The sequence below is a fragment of the Scytonema sp. PCC 10023 genome, assembly GCF_963920835.1.
In the GTDB taxonomy this organism is placed as follows: Bacteria; Cyanobacteriota; Cyanobacteriia; order Cyanobacteriales; family Nostocaceae; genus Kalymmatonema.
Map to the genome: position 1 here is coordinate 1 of NZ_CAWUDP010000136.1, position 21,493 is coordinate 21,493.

Annotated in this window: 12 protein-coding genes; 7 read left to right on the forward strand and 5 right to left on the reverse strand. The window is 44.2% G+C overall.

Annotated features, from left to right (window positions below; translation table 11 throughout):
- Window positions 1-180 precede the first annotated feature (180 nt).
- On the reverse strand, window positions 181-4,908 hold the full coding sequence (locus ACM0OZ_RS43080) for an SNF2-related protein (RefSeq protein ID WP_414589026.1): 4,728 nt from the start codon (window positions 4,906-4,908) through the stop codon (window positions 181-183).
- Window positions 4,909-5,703: 795 nt separating this feature from the next.
- On the opposite strand from ACM0OZ_RS43080, the gene ACM0OZ_RS43085 reads away from it, so the two are divergent.
- On the forward strand, window positions 5,704-7,860 hold the full coding sequence (locus ACM0OZ_RS43085) for a polyribonucleotide nucleotidyltransferase (RefSeq protein WP_414589027.1): 2,157 nt from the start codon (window positions 5,704-5,706) through the stop codon (window positions 7,858-7,860).
- Between the two features lie 254 nt (window positions 7,861-8,114).
- Here ACM0OZ_RS43085 and ACM0OZ_RS43090 read toward each other — a convergent pair whose 3' ends face one another.
- Window positions 8,115-9,623, reverse strand: a complete 1,509-nt coding sequence (locus ACM0OZ_RS43090; RefSeq protein ID WP_414589028.1) for a hypothetical protein — start codon at window positions 9,621-9,623, stop codon at window positions 8,115-8,117.
- Window positions 9,624-9,994: 371 nt separating this feature from the next.
- On the opposite strand from ACM0OZ_RS43090, the gene ACM0OZ_RS43095 reads away from it, so the two are divergent.
- On the forward strand, window positions 9,995-10,258 hold the full coding sequence (locus ACM0OZ_RS43095; RefSeq protein ID WP_414589035.1) for a DUF3146 family protein: 264 nt from the start codon (window positions 9,995-9,997) through the stop codon (window positions 10,256-10,258).
- Between the two features lie 616 nt (window positions 10,259-10,874).
- Here the strand turns inward: ACM0OZ_RS43095 and ACM0OZ_RS43100 are convergent.
- The 3 genes from ACM0OZ_RS43100 to ntcA all read right to left on the reverse strand — a co-directional run bounded on the left by ACM0OZ_RS43100 (window position 10,875) and on the right by ntcA (window position 14,074).
- On the reverse strand, window positions 10,875-11,315 hold the full coding sequence (locus ACM0OZ_RS43100; RefSeq protein ID WP_414589029.1) for a pre-16S rRNA-processing nuclease YqgF: 441 nt from the start codon (window positions 11,313-11,315) through the stop codon (window positions 10,875-10,877).
- Window positions 11,316-11,695: 380 nt separating this feature from the next.
- Window positions 11,696-13,186, reverse strand: a complete 1,491-nt coding sequence (locus tag ACM0OZ_RS43105; RefSeq protein WP_414589030.1) for a DUF3084 domain-containing protein — start codon at window positions 13,184-13,186, stop codon at window positions 11,696-11,698.
- A 216-nt stretch (window positions 13,187-13,402) separates the two neighbouring features.
- Window positions 13,403-14,074 (reverse strand): global nitrogen regulator NtcA, encoded by a 672-nt coding sequence (gene ntcA / locus ACM0OZ_RS43110; RefSeq protein WP_041034146.1) that lies wholly within the window; start codon window positions 14,072-14,074, stop codon window positions 13,403-13,405.
- 526 nt (window positions 14,075-14,600) lie between these two features.
- On the opposite strand from ntcA, the gene fabI reads away from it, so the two are divergent.
- The 5 genes from fabI to ACM0OZ_RS43135 all read left to right on the forward strand — a co-directional run bounded on the left by fabI (window position 14,601) and on the right by ACM0OZ_RS43135 (window position 21,228).
- Window positions 14,601-15,377 (forward strand): enoyl-ACP reductase FabI, encoded by a 777-nt coding sequence (fabI, locus tag ACM0OZ_RS43115; protein ID WP_414589031.1) that lies wholly within the window; start codon window positions 14,601-14,603, stop codon window positions 15,375-15,377.
- A gap of 117 nt (window positions 15,378-15,494) precedes the next feature.
- On the forward strand, window positions 15,495-16,163 hold the full coding sequence (gene hisB / locus ACM0OZ_RS43120; protein ID WP_414589032.1) for an imidazoleglycerol-phosphate dehydratase HisB: 669 nt from the start codon (window positions 15,495-15,497) through the stop codon (window positions 16,161-16,163).
- Window positions 16,164-16,375: 212 nt separating this feature from the next.
- Window positions 16,376-17,359, forward strand: coding sequence for an ABC transporter ATP-binding protein (locus ACM0OZ_RS43125; RefSeq protein ID WP_414589033.1), 984 nt, complete (start codon window positions 16,376-16,378; stop codon window positions 17,357-17,359).
- A gap of 476 nt (window positions 17,360-17,835) precedes the next feature.
- Window positions 17,836-19,455 (forward strand): SLBB domain-containing protein, encoded by a 1,620-nt coding sequence (locus ACM0OZ_RS43130; RefSeq protein WP_414589034.1) that lies wholly within the window; start codon window positions 17,836-17,838, stop codon window positions 19,453-19,455.
- Window positions 19,456-19,584: 129 nt separating this feature from the next.
- A complete protein-coding gene (locus ACM0OZ_RS43135; protein ID WP_414589036.1) occupies window positions 19,585-21,228 on the forward strand; it encodes an alpha/beta hydrolase in 1,644 nt (547 codons plus the stop codon).
- Window positions 21,229-21,493: the final 265 nt, after the last annotated feature.

Consider the following 21,493-nt stretch of genomic DNA (forward strand, 5'->3'; position numbering starts at 1 on the left):
TTGCTTGCGACAAGTCAGAAGCATTTCCTCGCCTGCTTGCTTGCGACAAGTCAGAAGCATTTCCTCGCCTGCTTGCTTGCGACAAGTCAGAAGCATTTCCTCGCCTGCTTGCTTGCGACAAGCCAGAAGCATTTCCTCCCCTCCTCGCTTGCGGGGAGGGGTAGGGGGTGGGGTTCCTAATCATTCTGAATCCTCATCTATGACTGCACTACGGTCAAGTATGAGCAAATTACGGAGTTGGTTTGTATCGAGTTCAGTCAACCAATTTTCACCCGCACCGACAACTTGTTCAGCAAGTTGTTTCTTGCTTTCAATCATGTCGTGAATTTTTTCTTCCAAAGTGCCAGTGCAAACAAATTTATGAACTTGAACATTGCGGGTTTGACCAATCCGAAATACTCTATCTGTTGCCTGATTTTCTACTGCTGGGTTCCACCATCTATCAAAGTGAAAAACGTGATTTGCCCGTGTTAAATTCAGTCCAACACCACCCGCTTTCAGCGACAGAATCATAATTGGTGGTCCTTGGGGATCGTGTTGGAAACGGTCTACCATTTCCTCACGTTGTTTTTTCTGAGTACTTCCATATAAAAACAACGTTTCTCGCCCTATCTGTTTTTCTAGATATGGTTTTAACAACTTACCCCACTCGGCAAACTGGGTGAAAATTAAAGCGCGATCGCCTTCTGCGATAGCTGTCTCCAACATTTCTTGCAGCCGCTGCAGTTTTCCAGAATGATGTTGTTCCAATGTGTCTTGCTTCAGATAATGTGATGGGTGATTGCAGATTTGTTTTAGCTTGATGAGTAAAGCTAAAATCATTCCCCGGCGTTGTAAACCTTCGGCTTCTTCAATCTCAGTCAGAGACTCTTCCACCACTTTTTGATAAAGTGCTGCTTGCTCAGCAGTCATACCACAAAATACAGTCATTTCTTGCTTTTCTGGCAAGTCTTGAATAATTTCGCGGTCACTTTTCAGGCGGCGTAGAATAAAAGGCTGAACTAATGAACGCAACTGATTTAACGAAGCCGCATCACCATACTTTTCAATTGGTATGGCAAACCGTCGCTGGAAAAATTGCCGATTTCCCAAATACCCTGGATTGAGAAAATCCAAAATAGACCAGAGTTCTTGGAGTCTATTTTCTACTGGTGTTCCCGTCAAGGCAATGCGAAATGTAGATTCTATTTGCCGTACTGCCTGGGACTGCTTTGCCTCTGGATTTTTCACATTTTGCGCTTCATCTAACACAACAACTTGCCAAGAAACGCCTTGCAATGATTTGATATCACGCTGAATCAGCGAATAACTTGTGATGACTATATCATGCTTATTTGCTACTTCCAAAAACGCCTTACCTTTGGCGCGTTTGTCACCGTGATATTGCAAAACTTTCAGTGTTGGAGCAAATTTTTTGACTTCCCGTTCCCAGTTTCCTAACACTGAAGTTGGGCAAACAAGCAAAGTTGGTTTTTCCAGTGTTTCCTGTTCTTTTAGGTGTAAAAGGAAGGCGATGAATTGGATGGTGTTATGGCAGATAATATTGTTAGCGACAAAATTATGATGTTCACTAACTTCAAGGTCATAAACCCAACCTTCATACTCAACATCTTCTATGCTTTCAATTTTGCAATAGAAAACTTCCTGATCGAGAAGACGTTGCAAAGATTGACGCGTTAACTTCAACTGTTGTACGTCTAGTTGTGCATAAGCTTCAAGTGTCTGAGTTGTCCATTTAGAAGGTTTTAGCAGCTGATAGTCCTGTTGGGCTTCTCCACTGATCATACGGTTCATTCCAGCTATGACTTGCTGCAAGCTATGTTTGGAAAATTCCTGCGAACCATTAATGTAAACCGTGTTGTGCATACCAACATGCCGCAAAGGCAGCCTCGTTGCTGCAACTGTTTCGGCAACAATATCAGAAGCTGGGATTCCTTCAACATTTGTATTGCTAACCTGTTGACAAATTTCTTCTAACTTCCGCTGTTTTTCTGGAATGCTATACCCAATTTCTTGCAAAAATCTGCGGGCAGAATTTCCTCCAATCACACCAATATAGTAGGTGCGTAAAGTACGAGTTCCATTTGTGGCACACTTTTGTTTGGACGATATTCGTAACCAGATACCGAAGCGTCGCAGCAGTGCAGAAAGCTGCTGAATCAACAGCGGTGAAGCTGTGGCAATCTCGATACTCCGCATACTAGAAATAACAGCAGACTCAGCATCGAAATAGTTTTGTAAAAAGGTACGCACACTATCTAAGTCTGCCTGCATGATAAAGGGCGGAATCGACTTTTCTGCCGACAGTTTGCCCCAAACATAACCCTTAGTTTCTAAGAATCGCTGATAAGCTTGGCTGTTAACTCTTAGACATGAAACTCTGCTAGGGAAGGTGCAGATACTGGGGCTATTAATCTTCAGGTCATAGCGCTTGCTAATGCGTTGGAAGATTTGGAGTAAATCTTCTAACACTCTGGTATCTTTCTGTGATATAGTCACTTTTCCCAAATCAAGCTGTTCATATCCTTCGGCAATTTGCCAAGCAAGAAACTTAACTAAATCGGGATCTTCAGCTTGCCCGTTCCAGAACATTTTTGCTGGTACGCAAACGTAATCATCTACCCGTAATTCATTTGTCCATCCTTTACTCGTCAGCAGTTTGTGACGACGGGTGATGGTGACACTGCTACCATCTTGCAGAGTGACTTTCCGTAATTTTTCACAAACTTGCTGCCGATAAAGCTGCCGAATAGGCGCTTGTACAATTTTGCCAGTTTTCTCATCTATGGAATTTACCAGTAATTGCTCTGTAGGGTCAGCCCAAAATCCCTCGCCATCAAACTTTGTTTCTCCAGCATAGCTCTGCCAAATTTCTTCTGCTGTGCGTAGTCCTCCATTTACGTAAATCAGTGTATTTTTGGCTACGCATTTTCCTAATCCCATGTCGTCCGCGAGACAAGCGCCCAAGCCCCAACGTTCCAGAAAGGCAAGCCACGCCACTCCGCGTTCTTGATAAGGTCGCAACTTTCCTTGGAAACTGGCGGGTGTGGGCAGAGGTTCGACAGCTTTGTTGTTCGTCAACGCCGTGACTAACTCTTGCAATGCCCCAGACGCCTCAAAGCTGACCACTGGTAATTTTTCAATCGTCTGGGTATCCCCTGTACTGATGCGCAAAGCATCTTCCAAAGACAGCGCCATTTGGTCTTTACGAGAAGCAAAAAATGCTTGCGCTGTCTTGATATCTTGAGGTCGCAATTCCACCCATTCGTTGTTAATTTCTACTAATGGGCTATTCAGTGCCACCAGCTTGTCAAATTCTGCTTTGGAAAGAGCCTGCCCACCAATTGCTAATTCCCACTTAAAATTCAACAGACTCTGCAAACCCAAGCGTTCTAGCTTTTTCTTCTGCGTTTGAGCTGTGACTTTTAAACCCAAACGGTTCGCCCATCCTTCACGGTTCGTCAAAGTGGGAGGCAAAACGACGCCTAAACCGCTATCTTCAAACCGCCACGCGACAGATTTGATAAACTCGTAAGCTTGAACTGGGTTGAGGCGGCAAGATTCAGGATATTGGGTTTCTAAGCTGAGTTGAATTGGTGGATACAATCGCGAAGCCAACCCCAAACCCCGCAAAAATGTTTCTTGCGGTTGTTCAATTGTGCGATTTTGATAAACCAATTTTTCCAGAGGATGCTTCCAAATCGTTGTCGCATCCACTAGAAAATTTGGGTCATCAGCCGCTTGGAGGAAATAAGCCAAAGTCCAATCTGTCTCGCCTGACTGTGGGGAACGCAGCACAAAACAGGTACGAAACTGGTTTTTCGCCTGCATTTGGTATTGCAAGGGCATAGTCCAAGCTTTCAGCGCCGCCTCCAGTCGTTCCACCCCAAATGAATCGGTGCTGACTGTGTTTGACGCAGCCGTCAAAGAATGTAACCACTCTCGCACTGCAGACGGTAGAGACGCCATCACTCTGGGTTCTACCAAAGTTTGGGAACCCACCATCACTCGTACTTGGGCATCTATCGTACTGTGAAGAAATCCCAGCAGCAATTCTTGGGGTTCGGGCGGGAGGTTTATATGAGGGTATGAGGAGGATGAGGGGGATGAGGGGGATGAGGGGGATGAGGGGGATGAGGAGGATGAGGGGGATAAGGAGGAGGTTGCTTCGTGATCTCCCTCATCTCGTCCACTTCCTTGGTAAGTCCGACAAGCCAGTGGCATCAATTGGGAAAATTTTTCCAGGCGAGTTCCGTCTTGGGCGCTGTCTAGAAGTGCTTGCCATTTGGCGACGACGGAATTATCTAGTTGTCGTTGAATGACAGGCAAAAACTTACAACGCGAAATTAAATCTAAACTCCAGCGGGCAACCTGCACCCAAAAGCGTAAATCTCCCCCCAAAAAAGTATTTTCTCCATTGGTGACATTTAGTGGTAGGGAAGTGAGAAATTTTATTGCCTCTTTAGGGTTGAGACAAAAACCTTCAATCAGCCAAGGTTGCAGGTACTGTGGAGTTTCTTCTTCTAAACCTAATGCGGCAGAATGTGCTGGGAATATTGATGCTGTTTGCTCCTTAGTATTTTCTAAGATATGACTTGGTAAGGCAATGATTTGGGAGTGCGTTGGCAAACTGACTTCACCAGCACTGGCAGCTTTACGTGTTTTGCGATTTCGTAGAGAAGTTGTATGCAATGTCTCTACATCTTGTTTTTGCAGGCTTCTAGCGATTGAAATGTTACGCGAATCCAGCCATTCAACTAATTCTAATGGTGTCATCGCCAATGGATGTGGCGGTATATGTGATGCAGCCTTACTAGAATTTGTCTCAAGAGTTCGCCAAGTCTCCCCCCAAATAAATACACAACTACCCTGATTTTGTGTTAACCAACTACCATGTAAAATTGCCATTTGACAACAACTTAGATTTTCGCTTTTTTAAGGTCTAGAATTCTTTTTTTGCGTTGCGGCGCGAGTATAAATTTAGTGTCGCGTAAAGACGAGCCAGCGCCCTTTGGAGGGTTTCCCTCTGTAGGCGACTGGCGTCGCAAAGATTGTATTTTTTAGATTTTTCCACTGGTTTGTTTCATACCTAAATTTAGCAACGCTTTTCTTTTAATATCGCAAATTACTTGTTTTGGTATATTTTGTATTATTTAAAATTATTTATAGATATTTATAGACAAGTCTTTCATATAGATAACATTTAGAAAAAACTGAATAAATATTAGTAAAGCTGATGAAGTGCAATACACAAACCAAAAAAATCTTGGATTTTTGTTGTAGAGACGCGAAACTTGCTCGCTCGTTAGGAGACGCTGTTTGGACGTCTTCTCATTAGAGTAGAGCTTTGCAAACGTGTCTTTACATACCAGGTTAGTGTAGGCATATTTGCAACGCTGGTTTCATTGTACAACCTAGACTGCGTAGGCAAGGAATTAAGGAATTCCTGGGCATTGGCGATGTTTTTGAGAAACAATGTAGGGCTATGAGGAATAAGCCTACCGCGCCTGGTACGCCTGTAGGAAAATAAATTTTCCTGCTTCCCCTTACTCGTTTGCCCTCTTATAAGAGCCTCAACAGGCTAGACTTAGGTGCGTAAGTTATAGTTGTTTATCTTTGTATGGAACTGACGTCAGCCATTGAGCATAAATGTTAGGATTGCCACAGAGAGAGAATAGCGTGCATAGAAGGAAAAAAAACTGAATGGGAGAATTTGAGAAGTCAATATCCTTTGACGGACGGGATATTCGACTGAAAGTTGGTCATCTAGCTCCCCAGGCTGGTGGCTCAGTGTTGATAGAATCTGGGGACACAGCAGTTTTAGTGACGGCTACGCGTTCAGAAGCCAGAGAAGGCATTGATTTTCTTCCCTTAACAGTAGATTACGAAGAAAGACTGTATGCAGCAGGTAGAATTCCCGGAGGGATCATGCGGCGGGAAGGTCGTCCGCCAGAAAGAGCAATTCTTACCAGCCGTCTCATAGACCGTCCTCTGCGTCCTTTGTTCCCGTCGTGGTTGCGAGATGACCTGCAAGTCATTGCCTTGACGTTGTCGATGGATGAATTGGTACCACCTGATGTGTTAGCAGTGACTGGTGCTTCGATCGCCACTCTGATCGCTAAGATACCATTTAATGGACCAATGGCGGCAGTACGTGTGGGTCTTGTGGGAGATGATTTTATCATTAACCCTACTTATGCAGAAATTGAAGCAGGAGACCTTGATCTGATAGTTGCTGGTTCACCAGAAGGTGTGATCATGGTGGAAGCAGGTGCCAATCAACTGTCAGAAAGAGACATTATCGAAGCGATTGATTTTGGGTACGAAGCTGTACAGGACTTAATTAAGGCGCAGCAAGATTTGCTCGTAGAAATGGGTCTGGAAATTGTCGTGCAGGAGCCACCAGAGGTAGACCCGACGCTGGAAAATTATATACGCGATCGCGCTGCCGAGGGAATTAAGAAAATTCTGTCGCAATTTGATCTGGACAAAACAGCACGAGATACAGCTTTAGATGCCATAAAGGAGTCAATTCAAACAGCGATCGCGGAACTTCCAGAAGAAGACACCGTTCGCGTTGCCGCATCTGCAAACAGTAAGGCTGTTGGTAATACCTTCAAAGAACTTACCAAAAAGTTCATGCGCCGTCAAATTATCGAAGATAATGTTCGCGTTGACGGTCGCAAGCTAGATGAAGTACGTCCCGTATCTTCTCAAGTGAGCGTTGTGCCCAAGCGAGTCCACGGCAGTGGTTTATTTAACCGGGGACTGACTCAGGTGCTAACCGCTTGTACTCTAGGCACACCGGGAGATGCCCAGACATTAAATGATGACTTGCAACAGGATCAACACAAGCGCTACATGCATCATTACAACTTCCCACCGTTCTCCGTCGGGGAAACCAAACCCCTACGTGCGCCAGGACGACGGGAAATTGGTCACGGGGCGCTTGCAGAAAGAGCTTTATTACCTGTGCTACCGTCAAGAGAACAATTTCCCTACGTCATTCGGGTAGTATCAGAAGTTCTTTCTTCCAATGGTTCTACCTCAATGGGTTCAGTGTGCGCTTCCACGCTGGCGTTGATGGATGCAGGCGTACCCATTTCCAAACCTGTCAGCGGTGCCGCAATGGGTTTGATTAAGGAAGGCGACGAAGTCCGAGTCCTAACTGACATTCAGGGGATCGAGGACTTTTTGGGTGACATGGACTTCAAAGTAGCCGGGACGGATAAAGGAATTACCGCCCTGCAAATGGATATGAAAATTTCAGGTTTGCCTTTGGATATTATCTCCCAAGCCGTCCACCAAGCTAAAGAAGCACGGTTGCACATTCTGGAGAAAATGCTCCAGACAATTGCTGAACCGCGCGAGGAAATGTCACCTTATGCTCCACGTCTGTTGACCATCAAGATAGATTCAGACATGATTGGTTTGGTCATTGGACCAGGTGGTAAGACGATTAAGGGCATCACTGAGGAAACAGGTGCAAAAATTGACATCGAAGACGATGGAACGGTGACGATTTCTGCCGTGGATGAAAGCAAAGCTAAAAAAGCGCGTAACATCATCCAAGGCATGACACGAAAGCTCAACGAAGGTGATGTCTACGTAGGCCGCGTGACACGAATCATACCGATTGGTGCGTTTGTGGAGTTTTTACCTGGCAAAGAAGGGATGATCCACATTTCGCAACTTGCTGACTATCGTGTTGGCAAAGTTGAGGATGAAGTCGCAGTCGGTGATGAAGTGATTGTCAAAGTCCGGGAAATTGACAACAAAGGCAGGATTAATCTCACCCGCCTAGGTATTCATCCAGAACAGGCGGCTGCAGCGCGAGAAGCTGCGGCTGTGAATCGGTAATCTCTAAATCAGGATTTAGATTTACCGATTGTGGATGAATCGCAAATCTAAAATCTAGATAGCCGCACGAGTGAACTTGCGGCTAAATTGCAAATCCCAAATCTAGACAGCCGCACGAGTGAACTTGCGGCTACAGGGATCAAGCCCGCTTGCGCGGGCTTTAAAATTTCTCCTTAGGTATGAACGCCCTCGCCGCACGAGTGAACTCGTCTCGCCCGGCATCTTGCCACCAGAAAATGAATTGACTATTGAGATTAGGAATACAGTTTAGCCTCTAACTGCTTCAAGATCTGTTTCGGGTCATTCTTATTTCCTTGGAGAAACTTCCAAGCTGTAAAACCTACACCAAATGCTACAAGGGCAGCCCCTCCAGTCATTACACCAACCGCACCAAGGGCTGCCATAGTAGCACTGTAGGCTGCGGCTCCTGATAATGTACTAATAGCAGTACCTGTACTAGCTACACCAAAAGCACTGAGCGCCGCCCAAGCTGTGCCAACAGCTGCTGCACTCGTTGCCATTCCTACTCCGGCTGCAATTCCTAAGTTCTTTTTATCCTGAGAGTCCATTTGAGCAACAGAGGCAACAGATACCAGAGCTGCTGCACCAATCAAAGCAGCTCCACCCGTAGCGACTGCTAATCCTCCTAACATTCCTAAGCCACCCGCAGCTACAGAACCACCCCCCAACCAAGCTAAGGTAGCATTAGTTGCTGCGCCTCCAAAGAAGGTACCAAATGCTGCTCCTGTTCCTGCTTTCGCTCCTATAGTTGTTGCAACTTTGGTAGCAGTTGGGACAAACCCAGATGCTTTTTTCACTGAGTCAGCAACTTTCTTTACAGCCGCAATAGTATCATTGTCCCCCGCAGACTTTCCCTTCTGATTAGTTACTGGCTCACGCAGCAGCTTGTAAATTACCTTGCAATCATCTGGAATATCAGAATTCAAGATTAGCGAATCTAATGATTTTAAGGTTGCTTTATCAGAAACTTGCTTGCCATCTCTAAGTGTAGTATATGCAGCAAGTAATTCCGATTTATATATACTACTACTAATAGTAAAACAATTATTAATTAGATTGACAATAAATAAATCAGCAGTAATTGCCCTAGATGTGACACTGTACTGGAAGTAGAGTTGTTTGAGCGCATCAGGAAGTGAAGAATTTAGAATAATAAAGTCAAGCTTATTTAGAACACCAAAATCAGTTATTCCTTCTCCTGCTCTGATGCACTGGTATGTTCCTCTAATTGATTGCTGCTCAGTCTCATCAAGGTTAGATCCTGCTAAGGCATCTTCAATACACTGCTCAATTTTTATCAATCGAGAACTTTGACTGGCAATGTTGTACCGCTGACAAACTGATGAATCGGTCTTAGAAGAAGAAACCATAAAATCTAACAAATCTAAAGATGCTAAATCCTCAATGTATTTAGCATTTTGAATGATATGATACACCTTTTTACATCTTTTTTTGCTCTCTGGCTTAATATCTACACTGGTTATCAAGTAGTCTATTAATTTTTCTATATCTAAAGTCTTATCAAATAAAGTATGTAGAACAAGGACAACATCATTTCCTTGCAAACCACATCTTTTTAAGCATAATTTAGCGCTTTCGACACTGTTGGCTGGAATCTTTACTTCATAACTTTTTCCCGACCTCAATGTAACTTTTTGGGTTCCACCAAGGCTTGCTGTCTGATAAGGTACAAAGATGTGATGTAACTCATCTTGTTGGAGTTGCTTGTTCGGCTGAGTCATAGCTAGTATCTCCGTAAGAACCTTGGTAACAAAACTGCTACTCCAAGAATGCCGCTCCTTTCAGTAATTAACAACCGGACAAACACCTATCAAAAACGCCGATGAATTCATGTTTATTAGGGAAAAGCGCTAGAATTTTTCGCAACCCCAAGCTTGCTAGTCACGCCTTTGTCCGTGTAGCCTTTGAGTTCACTCGTCTGGGACTAGTGTACATAGCTTAAGGCTGAGAGTCACGCCAATTATAGCTTTACATTCCATCTAGGCTTAACAGCACAAATATCCAAATACTCCCATTGGTGTATTTGAGGTATTTTGAGGAAATGTAAAGCTATAAAAAGTTAGCTTTCATTTTAAACTTGACACACAGCATTGTGAGTGCTAAACGTTTACCAGAAACTACCGCCCATGTGAGGATTACCCGTCAATCCTGGCAACAGGGCTTTCTTGAAGGTGAAGTCAGAGCAGGTGACTTTGAATGGCAGTTCCAATGGCATTTCCGCCGGGGAGAACTGTCTGTCAAGCCTTCTCAAGGGCGAGCTTTAATCAAAGAACCTCTTGGTCGCTTTTTGGAGCAACGAGACTACCAGCTTGAACCGGGAGGAGACTACGCTTTTACGATTCGGGCACAACTGTAACAAAGAAGATAGAAGACACAACACAGAAGACAGAATGATTTCTTGAGTCTTCTTTCTTCACTTTTCCCTGTTGTTTCTTCACTCTTGATTCTTAACTACTGATTCAGGTGACATTCTCCACACACTGACCGCAAGCGGTACAGTGGGGGCTTCTCCAAATTGCTTTGAAGCGAAGCGGTTCCTTTTAGGAACTAGAAATTTCCTGCTTCATTGGTCGTATCTAGACTTGCAATGCAAGCAGATTGCTTGTCCCCGAAACGATACCTCCACAGGCAGTTTAGAGACTCAGTCAGGCCCCACGGAGTCCTTGTACGTAGCGAATTTACTAACAAATTCTATGTCTATTCCGTTTCCCAACGTTTGCACTGTTCACCTACAAAGTAGTCCGTTTGTGTCAAGTGGATGGTCGGCACCAATATCGCCACAAAGAGAGCATAATTGCTACGGGCATTTATATTATAGACTTTGTGGGTTTGTCCTTGAGTTCCTGGAGAGAAGAGATTCCTCAACCATCTCATTCTCTTATTGACCTATGGTCAATATTGTTCACCAGATGTTTTCGTCATCTTCCGCCTTATATCCCGGCACTAAACTGAGTACCTTTATAGTGCGGGACTTACGGCGAAACAGTTAAACGATTGAGGTATCTTTCAATTAACAAGATAGCTACAATGTCATCTATTGGTCGTGGAGGTTGCCGAAAGCCCTGTGGTATCAGCTTGGCGAATCCTTTGGGAGGATACATCTGCCAGTAGCGATCGCGTGCCTCTAAGCTAGTGTAGCGCTCATCGACTAAAATAACGTTCAGCGGATCTGCTAATTGATCATACAGCTGCTGTTTCCAGCGTTTTGCCGTGGTTTGGTCACCCATCACCAGTAAGGAAATGGGAAATTTTTGACGCAGCGACACAATAGCGGCGATCGCCTCACTTGCCGATACGACTTGGTGATGGTACAGTTGTCTATCCAGTCCCATCACAGCTAAACCACACTTATCACGACCTGGGTCGAAACCCAAGATAGCTGGTTGAGTTGGCAAGAATTCACGCAAAGTCATAATAAAAAGTTAAAGCAGGAGTCAGAATATGCCTTCGGCACGCTACGCGTTCACGTAGTGTGCGCTTGCCCTTACAGAATTCAGAAGTCAGAATCATTTGGGTATGGGGAATGGGCAAGGTGGGGTCCCCTCTGGGGATAAGGGGCGGGGGGAAAGGGGAATGGCTTTCCTTTACCCTTTCCCCTCTTGTTTTTCCCTTTACTCATCTGCCAGTCATACACGAGCCATTCTGACTCCTGAGTTCTGACTCCTGAGGTCTTTTGCTAAAAGTCAATAGCTTTTCGACTATAAACTTTTGATTATAATTATTAAAAATTAACAATTAGCAATATAGATCGAAAACATTGGTACTTAGGCATTTTTCATTTATCCTTAGTTTTTTAAGTGCTAAAAATAATCTGTCCGTTTTGGATTGCCACTAGTTTAACTTTCAATGGTCCGGCTGTATATGTGTCTTCTGCGGCAATAGCCTTGATATCTATTGGCTGGTTGTACTGTCTCAACTGGGCAATAAAGCGAATGAAAGTCCCATCGATTTGAATACTTTCTAAAATCCCAGCGTTACGGGCACGAAATTGCGAAGCAGAAATGAGCTGTTCCAGCCGCTGGCGTACTTGATAGGATGTCATGGTGTTGGGATCTGCGCTCGTGGTTGCTATGACCTCACCTCCGGTAAAAACGACTTGATTGCGCGCTGCATCAGCAAAAAATCCAATCTGCTTCTCTCCTTTGACATAATTGCCTGCAGAAAAAATTCGCACTACGTATTCTCGACCATCATTAATCTGCTTGCTCAATTGCTCTACCTGCTCTTGTGTTACTTGGAGCAGCTGCGAATTTGTAGGATTCGTCCCAGGCTCAGTTAATTCGATGCTAGCGTTTCGGTTGGCTTCTTGTAAAAGTTGAATGATTGCCTGACGTGCTGCAACAGGCTGTGAGACACGAACGACGCCTGCGGCAAGAACTTGACCACGAGATAGTGCTAGTTTCCCTAAACGCAGGTCACGGTAAGACTGGTAGTATTTTTCCAGCCTTGCCACTTCCTGTTCCAGAGAGTATTGTTGTGTTTCCAATTCTTGGAGGCGAGATTCTCGTTGAGCAATCACTTGCTCTCGGGCTACAATTTCTGCATTGCGTTTTTGAATGAGTTGATCCAGTGCGGTGATTTTTTTATCACGTTCTTCAATAGCTTCCTGTCGGTTGGCTAGTTCGCGATCGCGTTTCCCAATCGCTGTTTTGGCTTGCTCAATTGCTTTTTTGGCTTCCGCATAAAGTCGTTGGCGTTCTACTTTTCGTTGTTCTATTTCCACCAACAGCTTTTTTTTCTCGTCAGCAACGCTTTGAAGTTCCCTTATCGCTTGTTTATAGCGAGTGACTGCTCCCTTAAGCTGGTTTTGTGTGCCTTGAAGTTGAGCTTGAGTCTGAGCTTGTTGGCTAATAGTACGGTTCAGTTGAGCCTGAGTTGCCTGTTGTTTGGCGTTTGCTTCCTGCAAGGACTGATTCGTCTGCTGCAAGCGTTCTTGTTGAGCCTTTTGTTCTTTTCGGGCTTGATCTAGCTCTCCTTTTGTGTCTTCTAGCTGTTTTGCTGTTATGTTCAGTTGTTCGCGCCTGCGCTTGAGGTCTTTTTGAATATCCTCTAGCTCGAACACTCCTGTGCGCAATCCGTCATCGACAGCAAATAAAATTGCTAGGGTAGATGCCGAAATCAAACTTCCTGTCAAAATCGTTACCAGTACTGCTGTGTTTTTAGGACGCAGCTTGAACAGTGAGAGCCGCGCTTTGCCAACTCTTGTGCCAATGCGATCGCCTACGGTGGCAATCACGCCTCCCACAATTAAAATTGCCAAAATTAGGATGTACCCGGTGGTCATCTTCAGCTACCGACGAAATCCTTCCAGATACAGCCTACTACTTCCAGTCATTATCTGTGGGAAATTGGGAAAAAGGCAAGCATTGAGTTCACTCAATTTTCACCTATCCTTATTCCAATCCAAGAAAGCTCTGAGTTTTGAGCCCTAAGTTTTGAGTTCTTTTTTCTCACTTTTTTTATCTTACTCATAACTCAGGACTCCGAACTCAAAACTTTTTTAGGTGAATTGCCGACTTAAGGTAACAGGCTTATGAACAGTAATCTTTTTCTTGTGTATGGAAATCATCTTTTTCTCGCGCAAGTCACCTAGTAACCTAGTGACGGTAACGCGGGTTGAACCAATTGCTTCAGCGATCGCTTGATGAGATAGCTTCAGATCAACTGTGATTCCATCTGCACAAGGAACGCCAAAATCACGACAAAGAATTAACAAAAAACTCACCAACCTAGAACCCATATCTCTGTGAGCGAGTGTTTCTATCATCATTTCTGTCTGTAAAATCCGCGAAGATAGTCCTCGCAGCATTAACATTGACAATTCTGGGTTTTCCTTTAGCGCTTGTTCCACCTGTTCAATTGGTGCTGACAGCAATTCTACAGATGTAAAAGCAACCGCATGGTAAAACCTATCTGACTTGTTTCCTGTCAGCAAGGACAAGACGCCGAAAACACTATTTTCCCGCAGCAGTGCTACGGTTATTTCTTCTCCTGCTTCATACACCCTGGAGAGTTTAACGGCACCTTTTAATAGAAAATACACTCGTTCGGCAGGATCGCCGGGGAAAAAGATGGTTTTATTGCGTTCAAATGTTTCCACAACCGGCGGAAACGCTCCGGTTGCCATCTGACGAAAAACATTTGCTAGGGCTTTATCTTGTGTCACGATCATCTCCCTTCCCCTACCCAATGCCGGAAAAACTAAAACCGATTCCCTAAGAATACACCTGAAAAATCAATCACACATTGTCAACGTTTTTGTACTTTCCTATACTTATCATCTTTGCCTTACAGTTATTTGTTCATCATAATACATAATTTTTAGTCTTTAGATCTAGTCCTTTTTAATAGTTAATTACAAAACTTCTTTTCAAAAGTTTTATAAAGTAAAAAAAATAGACATAGTAATTCTATTGAAGGTATGAAAAGGTTCTTGAGAGTGGTATCTGCTAGATAGGGAGAAAAACCCTATTGACTACCTAATACCTACTATCTACTACCTACTTTCAACCAGCTACCACCTACTCAACAATCATTAATAACCGCTATATGTTGGCCATGTCTTAAAAATTAAGTGTGAATTGTGTTGTATCAAAAGTTTACTGAAAATTCATGTTTGCAAATAGTACCCAAAACAAAGACAAATTGGTGTCAGATTCTAGTATGCTCAAGCATGAATGTTCACATTAAGAATTTCTATGCTGGATCTCACCGGAAAAAATGCCTTAGTAACGGGAATCGCAAACAACCGCTCGATCGCCTGGGGGATAGCCCAACAACTACACAAAGCAGGAGCTAACCTAGGCATTACATATTTGCCAGATGAGAAAGGCAAAATGGAGAAAAAAGTCGCAGAACTGGTAGAACCGCTAAACCCTAGTTTGTTTCTTCCTTGTAATGTCCAGAACGACGAGGAGATTAAATCTACCTTCGATACGATTAGCGCTAAATGGGGGTCTTTAGATATTCTTATCCATTGCCTTGCCTATGCCAACAAAGATGATCTGAGTGGAGATTTTAGCCAAACCTCCCGTTCTGGCTTCAATCTAGCTTTAGAGGTCAGTACCTACTCCCTCGTGCAACTCGCCGGATATGCTAAACCTTTGATGACACAGGGAGGAAGTATCGTCACTCTCACCTACCTAGGAGGTGTGCGGGCAATTCCCAACTATAATGTGATGGGAGTTGCCAAAGCAGGGCTAGAAGCGAGTGTGCGATACTTAGCAGCTGAAATGGGTCCACAAAATATCAGAGTGAATGCCATCTCTGCTGGTCCGATTCGGACTTTAGCCTCTAGTGCTGTAGGAGGCATTTTGGATATGATTCATCATGTGGAGCAGGTTGCTCCTCTAAGACGCACCGTCACTCAGCAAGAAGTGGGCAATGCGGCGACTTTCCTATGTAGTGACCTGGCAAGTGGAATCACAGGGCAAGTCCTGTACGTGGATGCAGGATATGAAATCATGGGAATGTAAAGTTAGTATTGCTATTTGTTAACTGATAATCACTATTTGTCTATTTACCATTAGCGATTAGCTGTTAGCAAATGGCTCTGACCCATTACTCTATAGTAACCATAAGCTAGGTTCTGTATGCAAATAAGCGATGCCTCCGCCAAGGACTCCGTCCTACACCAAATTCTCCCCTCACACAACCAAGCGCCTCCCAACGGCGCTCGTATTGCCGAAATTAGCCGCACGACAAGCGAAACAGATGTGTATGTCAGAGTTAACCTCGATGGTACAGGTGTTTGCAATGCAGCAACCGGCATTCCCTTTTTAGATCATATGCTGCATCAAATCACCTCCCACGGGTTATTTGATTTGGAAATCAAGGCGACGGGGGATTTGCACATTGATGACCACCATACCAACGAAGATGTAGGTATTACCTTGGGTCAAGCTATAAGCAAGGCACTTGGCGATAAGAAAGGTATTGTCCGCTTTGGTCATTTCTTTGCACCTCTTGATGAAGCACTCATTCAGGTGGCGTTGGATTTTTCTGGACGCCCTCACCTGAGCTATGGCTTGCAAATTCCCACTCAGCGGGTGGGAACTTATGACACCCAGTTAGTACGCGAATTCTTTGTGGCTTTAGTGAACCACAGCCAAATGACACTGCACATTCGCCAATTGGATGGCATGAATTCCCATCACATTATTGAAGCAACGTTTAAGGCATTTGCCAGAGCAATGCGGATGGCAGTAGAAATCGATAAGCGTCGTGCAGGTATGATTCCCAGTTCCAAGGGGATGCTGTGAACAAGCACCCGGAGCAGGGAAAATCAATTCAAAATTCGCTCATTCAAAATTCAAAATTATGAGTCTCCCTCACTCCTTCCCTCCCTCACTCCCTCACTCCCTCACTCCCTCATCCCCTACTGAGAGGACATTAGTCAATAAGGTGTTATTATTGTCAGTCAACTGGGTAATTTATCATTACATCGTATTTTTGCTGTAGCCCTAAGCACAACATGATGTCTGTTGCAGACGCCCCCGACTCTCAAATAAATACCACAGGCATTCCGCCTGTTGTCCTAACTTCTGAGTTGCGAAAAGTCTATCGTACTGGCTTTTTTTTGAATCAAAAAGTCGTATCCCTTAAAAGCTGTTCTTTGAAAGTTTATAAGGGAGAAACTTTTGGGTTACTCGGACCGAATGGTGCTGGAAAAACGACGCTGTTGAAATTGTTGTTGGGGATTATTCGCCCAACGTCAGGACGGGGATTGCTTTTGGGCAGACCATTGGGCGATCGCAGTGTTAAAGAACGTATCGGCTACCTCAGCGAAAATCCTTGTTTGTATGACTACCTCACTGCTTGGGAGTTTTTACAAGCAGCAGCTGGGCTGTTTCAAATTCCTAAAAAAGTGCAACGTCAACGCATTCCTCAACTGTTGGAATTGGTGGGGTTATCCCAAGCAGACGCCCGCAAAAAGCTGCTTCGTCGCTATTCTAAAGGAATGCTACAGCGTGTCGGTATGGCACAGGCACTCATCAATGACCCAGAACTGGTGTTTCTTGATGAACCGATGTCCGGTCTTGACCCTGTGGGGCGTTACCAAATGCGCGAAATTATCGTGACGCTTAAAGCTTCAGGTAAGACGGTTTTTTTCAACAGCCATATTCTTAGTGAAGTTGAGCAACTTTGCGATCGCGTCGCTATCCTTGCTCAAGGAGAATTAATCTCCTCTGGTTTCCTTAATGAACTATTAGGAACAAGTAACGTATATCATGTCAAAGGTCAAGGTGGTGATTGGGAAATTCTCAAAAAATGGGTTCCCAATCTAGAGTATCACCCTAATGGTTCTTGGCAAGGTGAAGTGCAAGGCGATGCTTATGATTTTCTGGCTAGTCTTCGCTTGATGGGAGGGCAACTCATTGCCATGAATTTGTCTCGTCCTTCTTTGGAGGAGTTTTTTGTCCAACAAATCCAAAGACATAACAACTCTCCTAAATAGTTTGACGGGGATTCTGCTAACCTTTGTTCCTCACCGTCCTCAGTCAGATACTCTTTCCATAACTATTAGACACAATGAATAACGTATAAAAAGATTGGGTAATTCAAAGCTTTCTCTATTTTTACTAATATTTTCATTGTGGGTTTATCCTGTTTATATGGCACCCTATGTGACTGAAAATCCTACTTTTCTTACAAGTAATATTTGCTAAAGAAGAATATTTGTATTTATACTAGTAGGCGAGTGCAAAAAAAATCATATAAACTGTAATGAGAACCACAATACTTTAAAAAGTAGGTACAATCAAGATTCAACTTTAAATGAACTTTACTAAAAGTTCAAAGACAATAAACAATTATGCTCCCGATAAAGAAGATTCTTTAAGAAGAGATGATTGTGAGGAACTTGAATAGGTAAGAAGAGTCAAGCTAAAAATGTTTAGAAAGTACTTTACTAAATAGTAGTCTCAGGTAAATATGGATAATGCAAGGTTAAAATTTATCAGTAAACCATTCGGGGGTGTGGTACTGTTAACTGTTGTTCATATCGCGTTTCCGTCTGTTAGCTTAGCTCAGAATCAAGTCAAACAACCAACAACACAAATAAAAACAAATCCTCCAAGACAAGCCGTACCAAGAACGACGCAAAGAAAAACAACTTCTCAAAGCCAAGCCGTACCAGCAGCGATAACAAATACACAAAGACAAGCCGTACCATCAACGATACAGAAAGAAACAAACTATACTCAGAGGCAAGCCGTACCAGGCGCAACGGGTAGGGTAGATACAAACTATACATTAGGCGGCGGCGATCGCATCGAAGTCAAGGTATTTGAAGTTCCGGAATATTCAGGCGTGTATCAAATTCCCCCTGGTGGAGCGATAAACTTAGCTCTGATTGGCAGCGTATCCGTCTTAGGGCTAACAACAGAACAAGCCGCTGACTTAATTGCTCAGAGATACTCTCGTTTTCTCAAACGCCCTATTATATCAATCAATCTTATAGCATCACGTCCTATCAATATTTTCGTTGCCGGAGAGGTGACACGTCCAGGAGCTTACAGTCTCAGCTTGCAAGGAGGCGCGGGTGACAATCCTGGTGTGCAGTACCCCACTGTATTATCAGCACTTACGACAGCTCAGGGAATCACGCAAGCGGCAGATGAGACAAAAGTGCAGTTAAGGCGGAAGCTAGGACGAGGTCCAGAGCAAATCGTCACTGTCAATTTGAAGGAAATTAGACAAACAGGCAGGATACCACAGGATCTTACCTTGCGGGATGGAGACACCATCTATGTGCCAACAGCAACCACCTTAGATTTAGCAGATGCACGAAATCTATCCGCATCAAGCTTTGCGGCTGACCCCACCAGACCCCGTACAGTAGCAGTCACTGGTGAAGTTATTCGTCAAGGAACCTATCTTATCACCCAAGGTGCCGCAGAAGGGTCAGGTACCACAACAGGTGCGCCTACTATAACAGGTCTGCCCACTGTAACACGGGCGCTGCAATTAGCTGGAGGCTTGACGCCACAAGCTGATATCCGGAATGTGGTGATCCGCCGATCCACAAGAACCGGTGGAGAACAAAATATAAAAGTTGACTTGTGGAAACTTTTGGAAAGTGGTGACATCAATCAAGATCTGATTGTGCAAGACGGAGATACAATTTATTTTCCGACTGCAACGGAAATCAGCCGAGCAGAAGCGACTCAATTAGCGACAACAACTTTATCGCCCTCACGCATTCAAGTCAACGTGGTCGGCGAAGTCAAAAGACCAGGACCCGTGGAAATTCAGCCGAATAGCTCCTTAAATCAAGCACTACTTGCTGCTGGTGGATTTAACGATGCGAGAGCGACCAGGGCTAATGTAGATTTGGTTCGGCTCAATCCTGATGGATCTGTTACCAAACGTCTAGTAAAAGTAGATTTAACAGCAGGAATTAACGAGCAAACCAATCCCATACTTCGCAATAATGATGTTGTGTTAATCAGCCGGAATGGTCTAGCTAAGACTTCTGATACCATCAATACTGTAGGAGGACCTCTAGGTACTATCTTAAGTATTATCAGATTTTTCGGAATCGGCTTTTAACCGTGAACACAATGTGGAGACGCTTGTCAACCCCTTTGCGTCCCCAAACTTCCACGAAACTGCACTGCGACCAATAAAGTCATGAGTTATGCGCTACTAATAACAAATGACTCGTGACAAATGACTAATATGCACTTTCAGCTTGGCAAAAATCGGCGTAAGGCATCCTGGGCACAAAAATTACTATGTGCTTTGACGCTTACTTTGGGATGGGGTGTCGGAATGCCCTCTACTTTGGCAGCCCAAACAGTTACCATCCGCCTAGGTCCATTTCAGCAGTCGGTAGCGATCGCAGATTTAGAAAACTTTGCCAAAACCGGGAGACTACCATCGGGGCTGGAAGTTTTGTCATCGATGCTTACGCCTGAAGTCAGAGGATTTCTGACGAAACGTTTGGAAGTCAATCCTGCTTTTGCTGATAAATTTGTTGACGATTTGATGCGATCGCCAGGAGGTAGAGAGTTTATATCATCCATAGGTGGAGTTATACCAGGCAGTACATCAGAAAGTATCAAGGCAACCCTGAATTTCGCACTACGCCAGGCAAACGGTTTTAACGCACTCAGCTTCTTGCGAGCCTACCCAGGAGAGAATATTACCGTAGACGCCACGAAAGCTATCAGTTTGGCTGTTGATTTTAACCCAAATAACTTACAAAGTCAAGGTTTTGGTCTGTTACTAGAACGAGAGTTGGCTGCTGAAAGTAGCATACCCTTTAAAGCAGCATTCGATCCAGCAGCGCTGGGTCCTGAAGCAGTACAGCAGCAGACAATCATCTTGAATGACCGACAGCGTAACCGTACGATTCCTGTAGACATTTATTCGAGTCAGGGAAACGCCGAAAACCCACTGATTGTCCTTTCCCACGGCTTTGGGGGAAACCGAAGATTTTTGAGCTATTTGGCGCGTCATTTAGCTTCTTATGGCTTGACTGTTGCTGCTGTTGAACATCCTGGTAGCAACGCCAACGCTGTCAGTAGAGCCTCAGATACACAGAATTTGGCACAGCTGCTAAGAGCAAGTGAATTTATTGAGCGACCAAAAGATATCAGCTTTACGCTGAATGAACTGGCAAAACTCAATACTCAACCTGGGCAACTTCAAGGAAAGTTAAACACCGAAAAAGTCAGTGTTATCGGTCACTCTTTAGGAGGTTACACCGCTTTGGCTTTGGTAGGAGGAGAGGTAGACTTAGAGGAGTTACGTAAATTTTGCAAAGATTCTTTAAATATTGGCGAAGCTCCTGGTGATTGGTTGCAGTGTGCGGCGGCTTCCTTACCAGAGAGAAAACTGAGGTTACAAGATCAGCGAATCAAGAGTGCGATCGCTCTTAACCCCCTAGTTGGAAACCTCTTTGGCAAAAAAGGTTTGACTCAAGTCAGCAAGCCAGTCTTAATCTTAACTGGAACCGAAGACGCCCTGACTCCAGGGCTGAAGCATCAGATAGAACCTTTTACCCAACTGCGGGCTGAAAAGTACCTATTAACTGCGATTGGTGGTACTCACTTAAGTATTAGCGATCCAACATACCCAACAAGTGCAGCCACCAGTATTGTTAAAGAACGAATAGGTGAAGAAACCAAATCTTTACGTCAATTAACTCAAGGAGTCAGTTTAGCATTTATCAAGCAACTTACACCAGAAGCGAAAATTTACCAACCTTTTTTAACACCAGCTTACGCTCAATCTCTCTCTACACCCCAGCTACCGTTACGTCTGGTTTCCGAATTACCAGCAAGTATCAAACGCTGGTTGGAGCCTGTGGATAAATAGTATAGCTATGGGAATTGATTGGCACTTTGTCTGAAAAAATTTCATAATACAGACTCACTGCGCCCAAAAAAGCCCAAAAAAGCCCAAAAAACAGGGCTAATGCTCTGATTTTCTTGTGGGGTGGACATCTTGTCCGCCCTAAACCAAAGACGGGCGACGGAGTGCGGCACGTACTGCGACATCCATCCCACAAGAATGGTTATAGATGTAGTGTAGCGAGAAAACGGAATAAACCGGAATCTCTTTTTTCAAACTCTCCTCTGTA

Excerpts from the sequence above, each read along its gene's own strand:
- ACM0OZ_RS43105 (WP_414589030.1), bottom strand. The coding sequence starts at position 13,186 with ATGACCACCGGGTACATCCTAATTTTGGCAATTTTAATTGTGGGAGGC.
- ACM0OZ_RS43085 (WP_414589027.1), top strand. The coding sequence starts at position 5,704 with ATGGGAGAATTTGAGAAGTCAATATCCTTTGACGGACGGGATATTCGA.
- ACM0OZ_RS43130 (WP_414589034.1), top strand. The coding sequence starts at position 17,836 with ATGGATAATGCAAGGTTAAAATTTATCAGTAAACCATTCGGGGGTGTG.
- fabI (WP_414589031.1), top strand. The coding sequence starts at position 14,601 with ATGCTGGATCTCACCGGAAAAAATGCCTTAGTAACGGGAATCGCAAAC.
- ACM0OZ_RS43080 (WP_414589026.1), bottom strand. The coding sequence starts at position 4,908 with ATGGCAATTTTACATGGTAGTTGGTTAACACAAAATCAGGGTAGTTGT.
- ACM0OZ_RS43135 (WP_414589036.1), top strand. The coding sequence starts at position 19,585 with ATGCACTTTCAGCTTGGCAAAAATCGGCGTAAGGCATCCTGGGCACAA.
- ACM0OZ_RS43125 (WP_414589033.1), top strand. The coding sequence starts at position 16,376 with ATGATGTCTGTTGCAGACGCCCCCGACTCTCAAATAAATACCACAGGC.
- ntcA (WP_041034146.1), bottom strand. The coding sequence starts at position 14,074 with ATGATCGTGACACAAGATAAAGCCCTAGCAAATGTTTTTCGTCAGATG.
- ACM0OZ_RS43100 (WP_414589029.1), bottom strand. The coding sequence starts at position 11,315 with ATGACTTTGCGTGAATTCTTGCCAACTCAACCAGCTATCTTGGGTTTC.
- ACM0OZ_RS43090 (WP_414589028.1), bottom strand. The coding sequence starts at position 9,623 with ATGACTCAGCCGAACAAGCAACTCCAACAAGATGAGTTACATCACATC.
- hisB (WP_414589032.1), top strand. The coding sequence starts at position 15,495 with ATGCAAATAAGCGATGCCTCCGCCAAGGACTCCGTCCTACACCAAATT.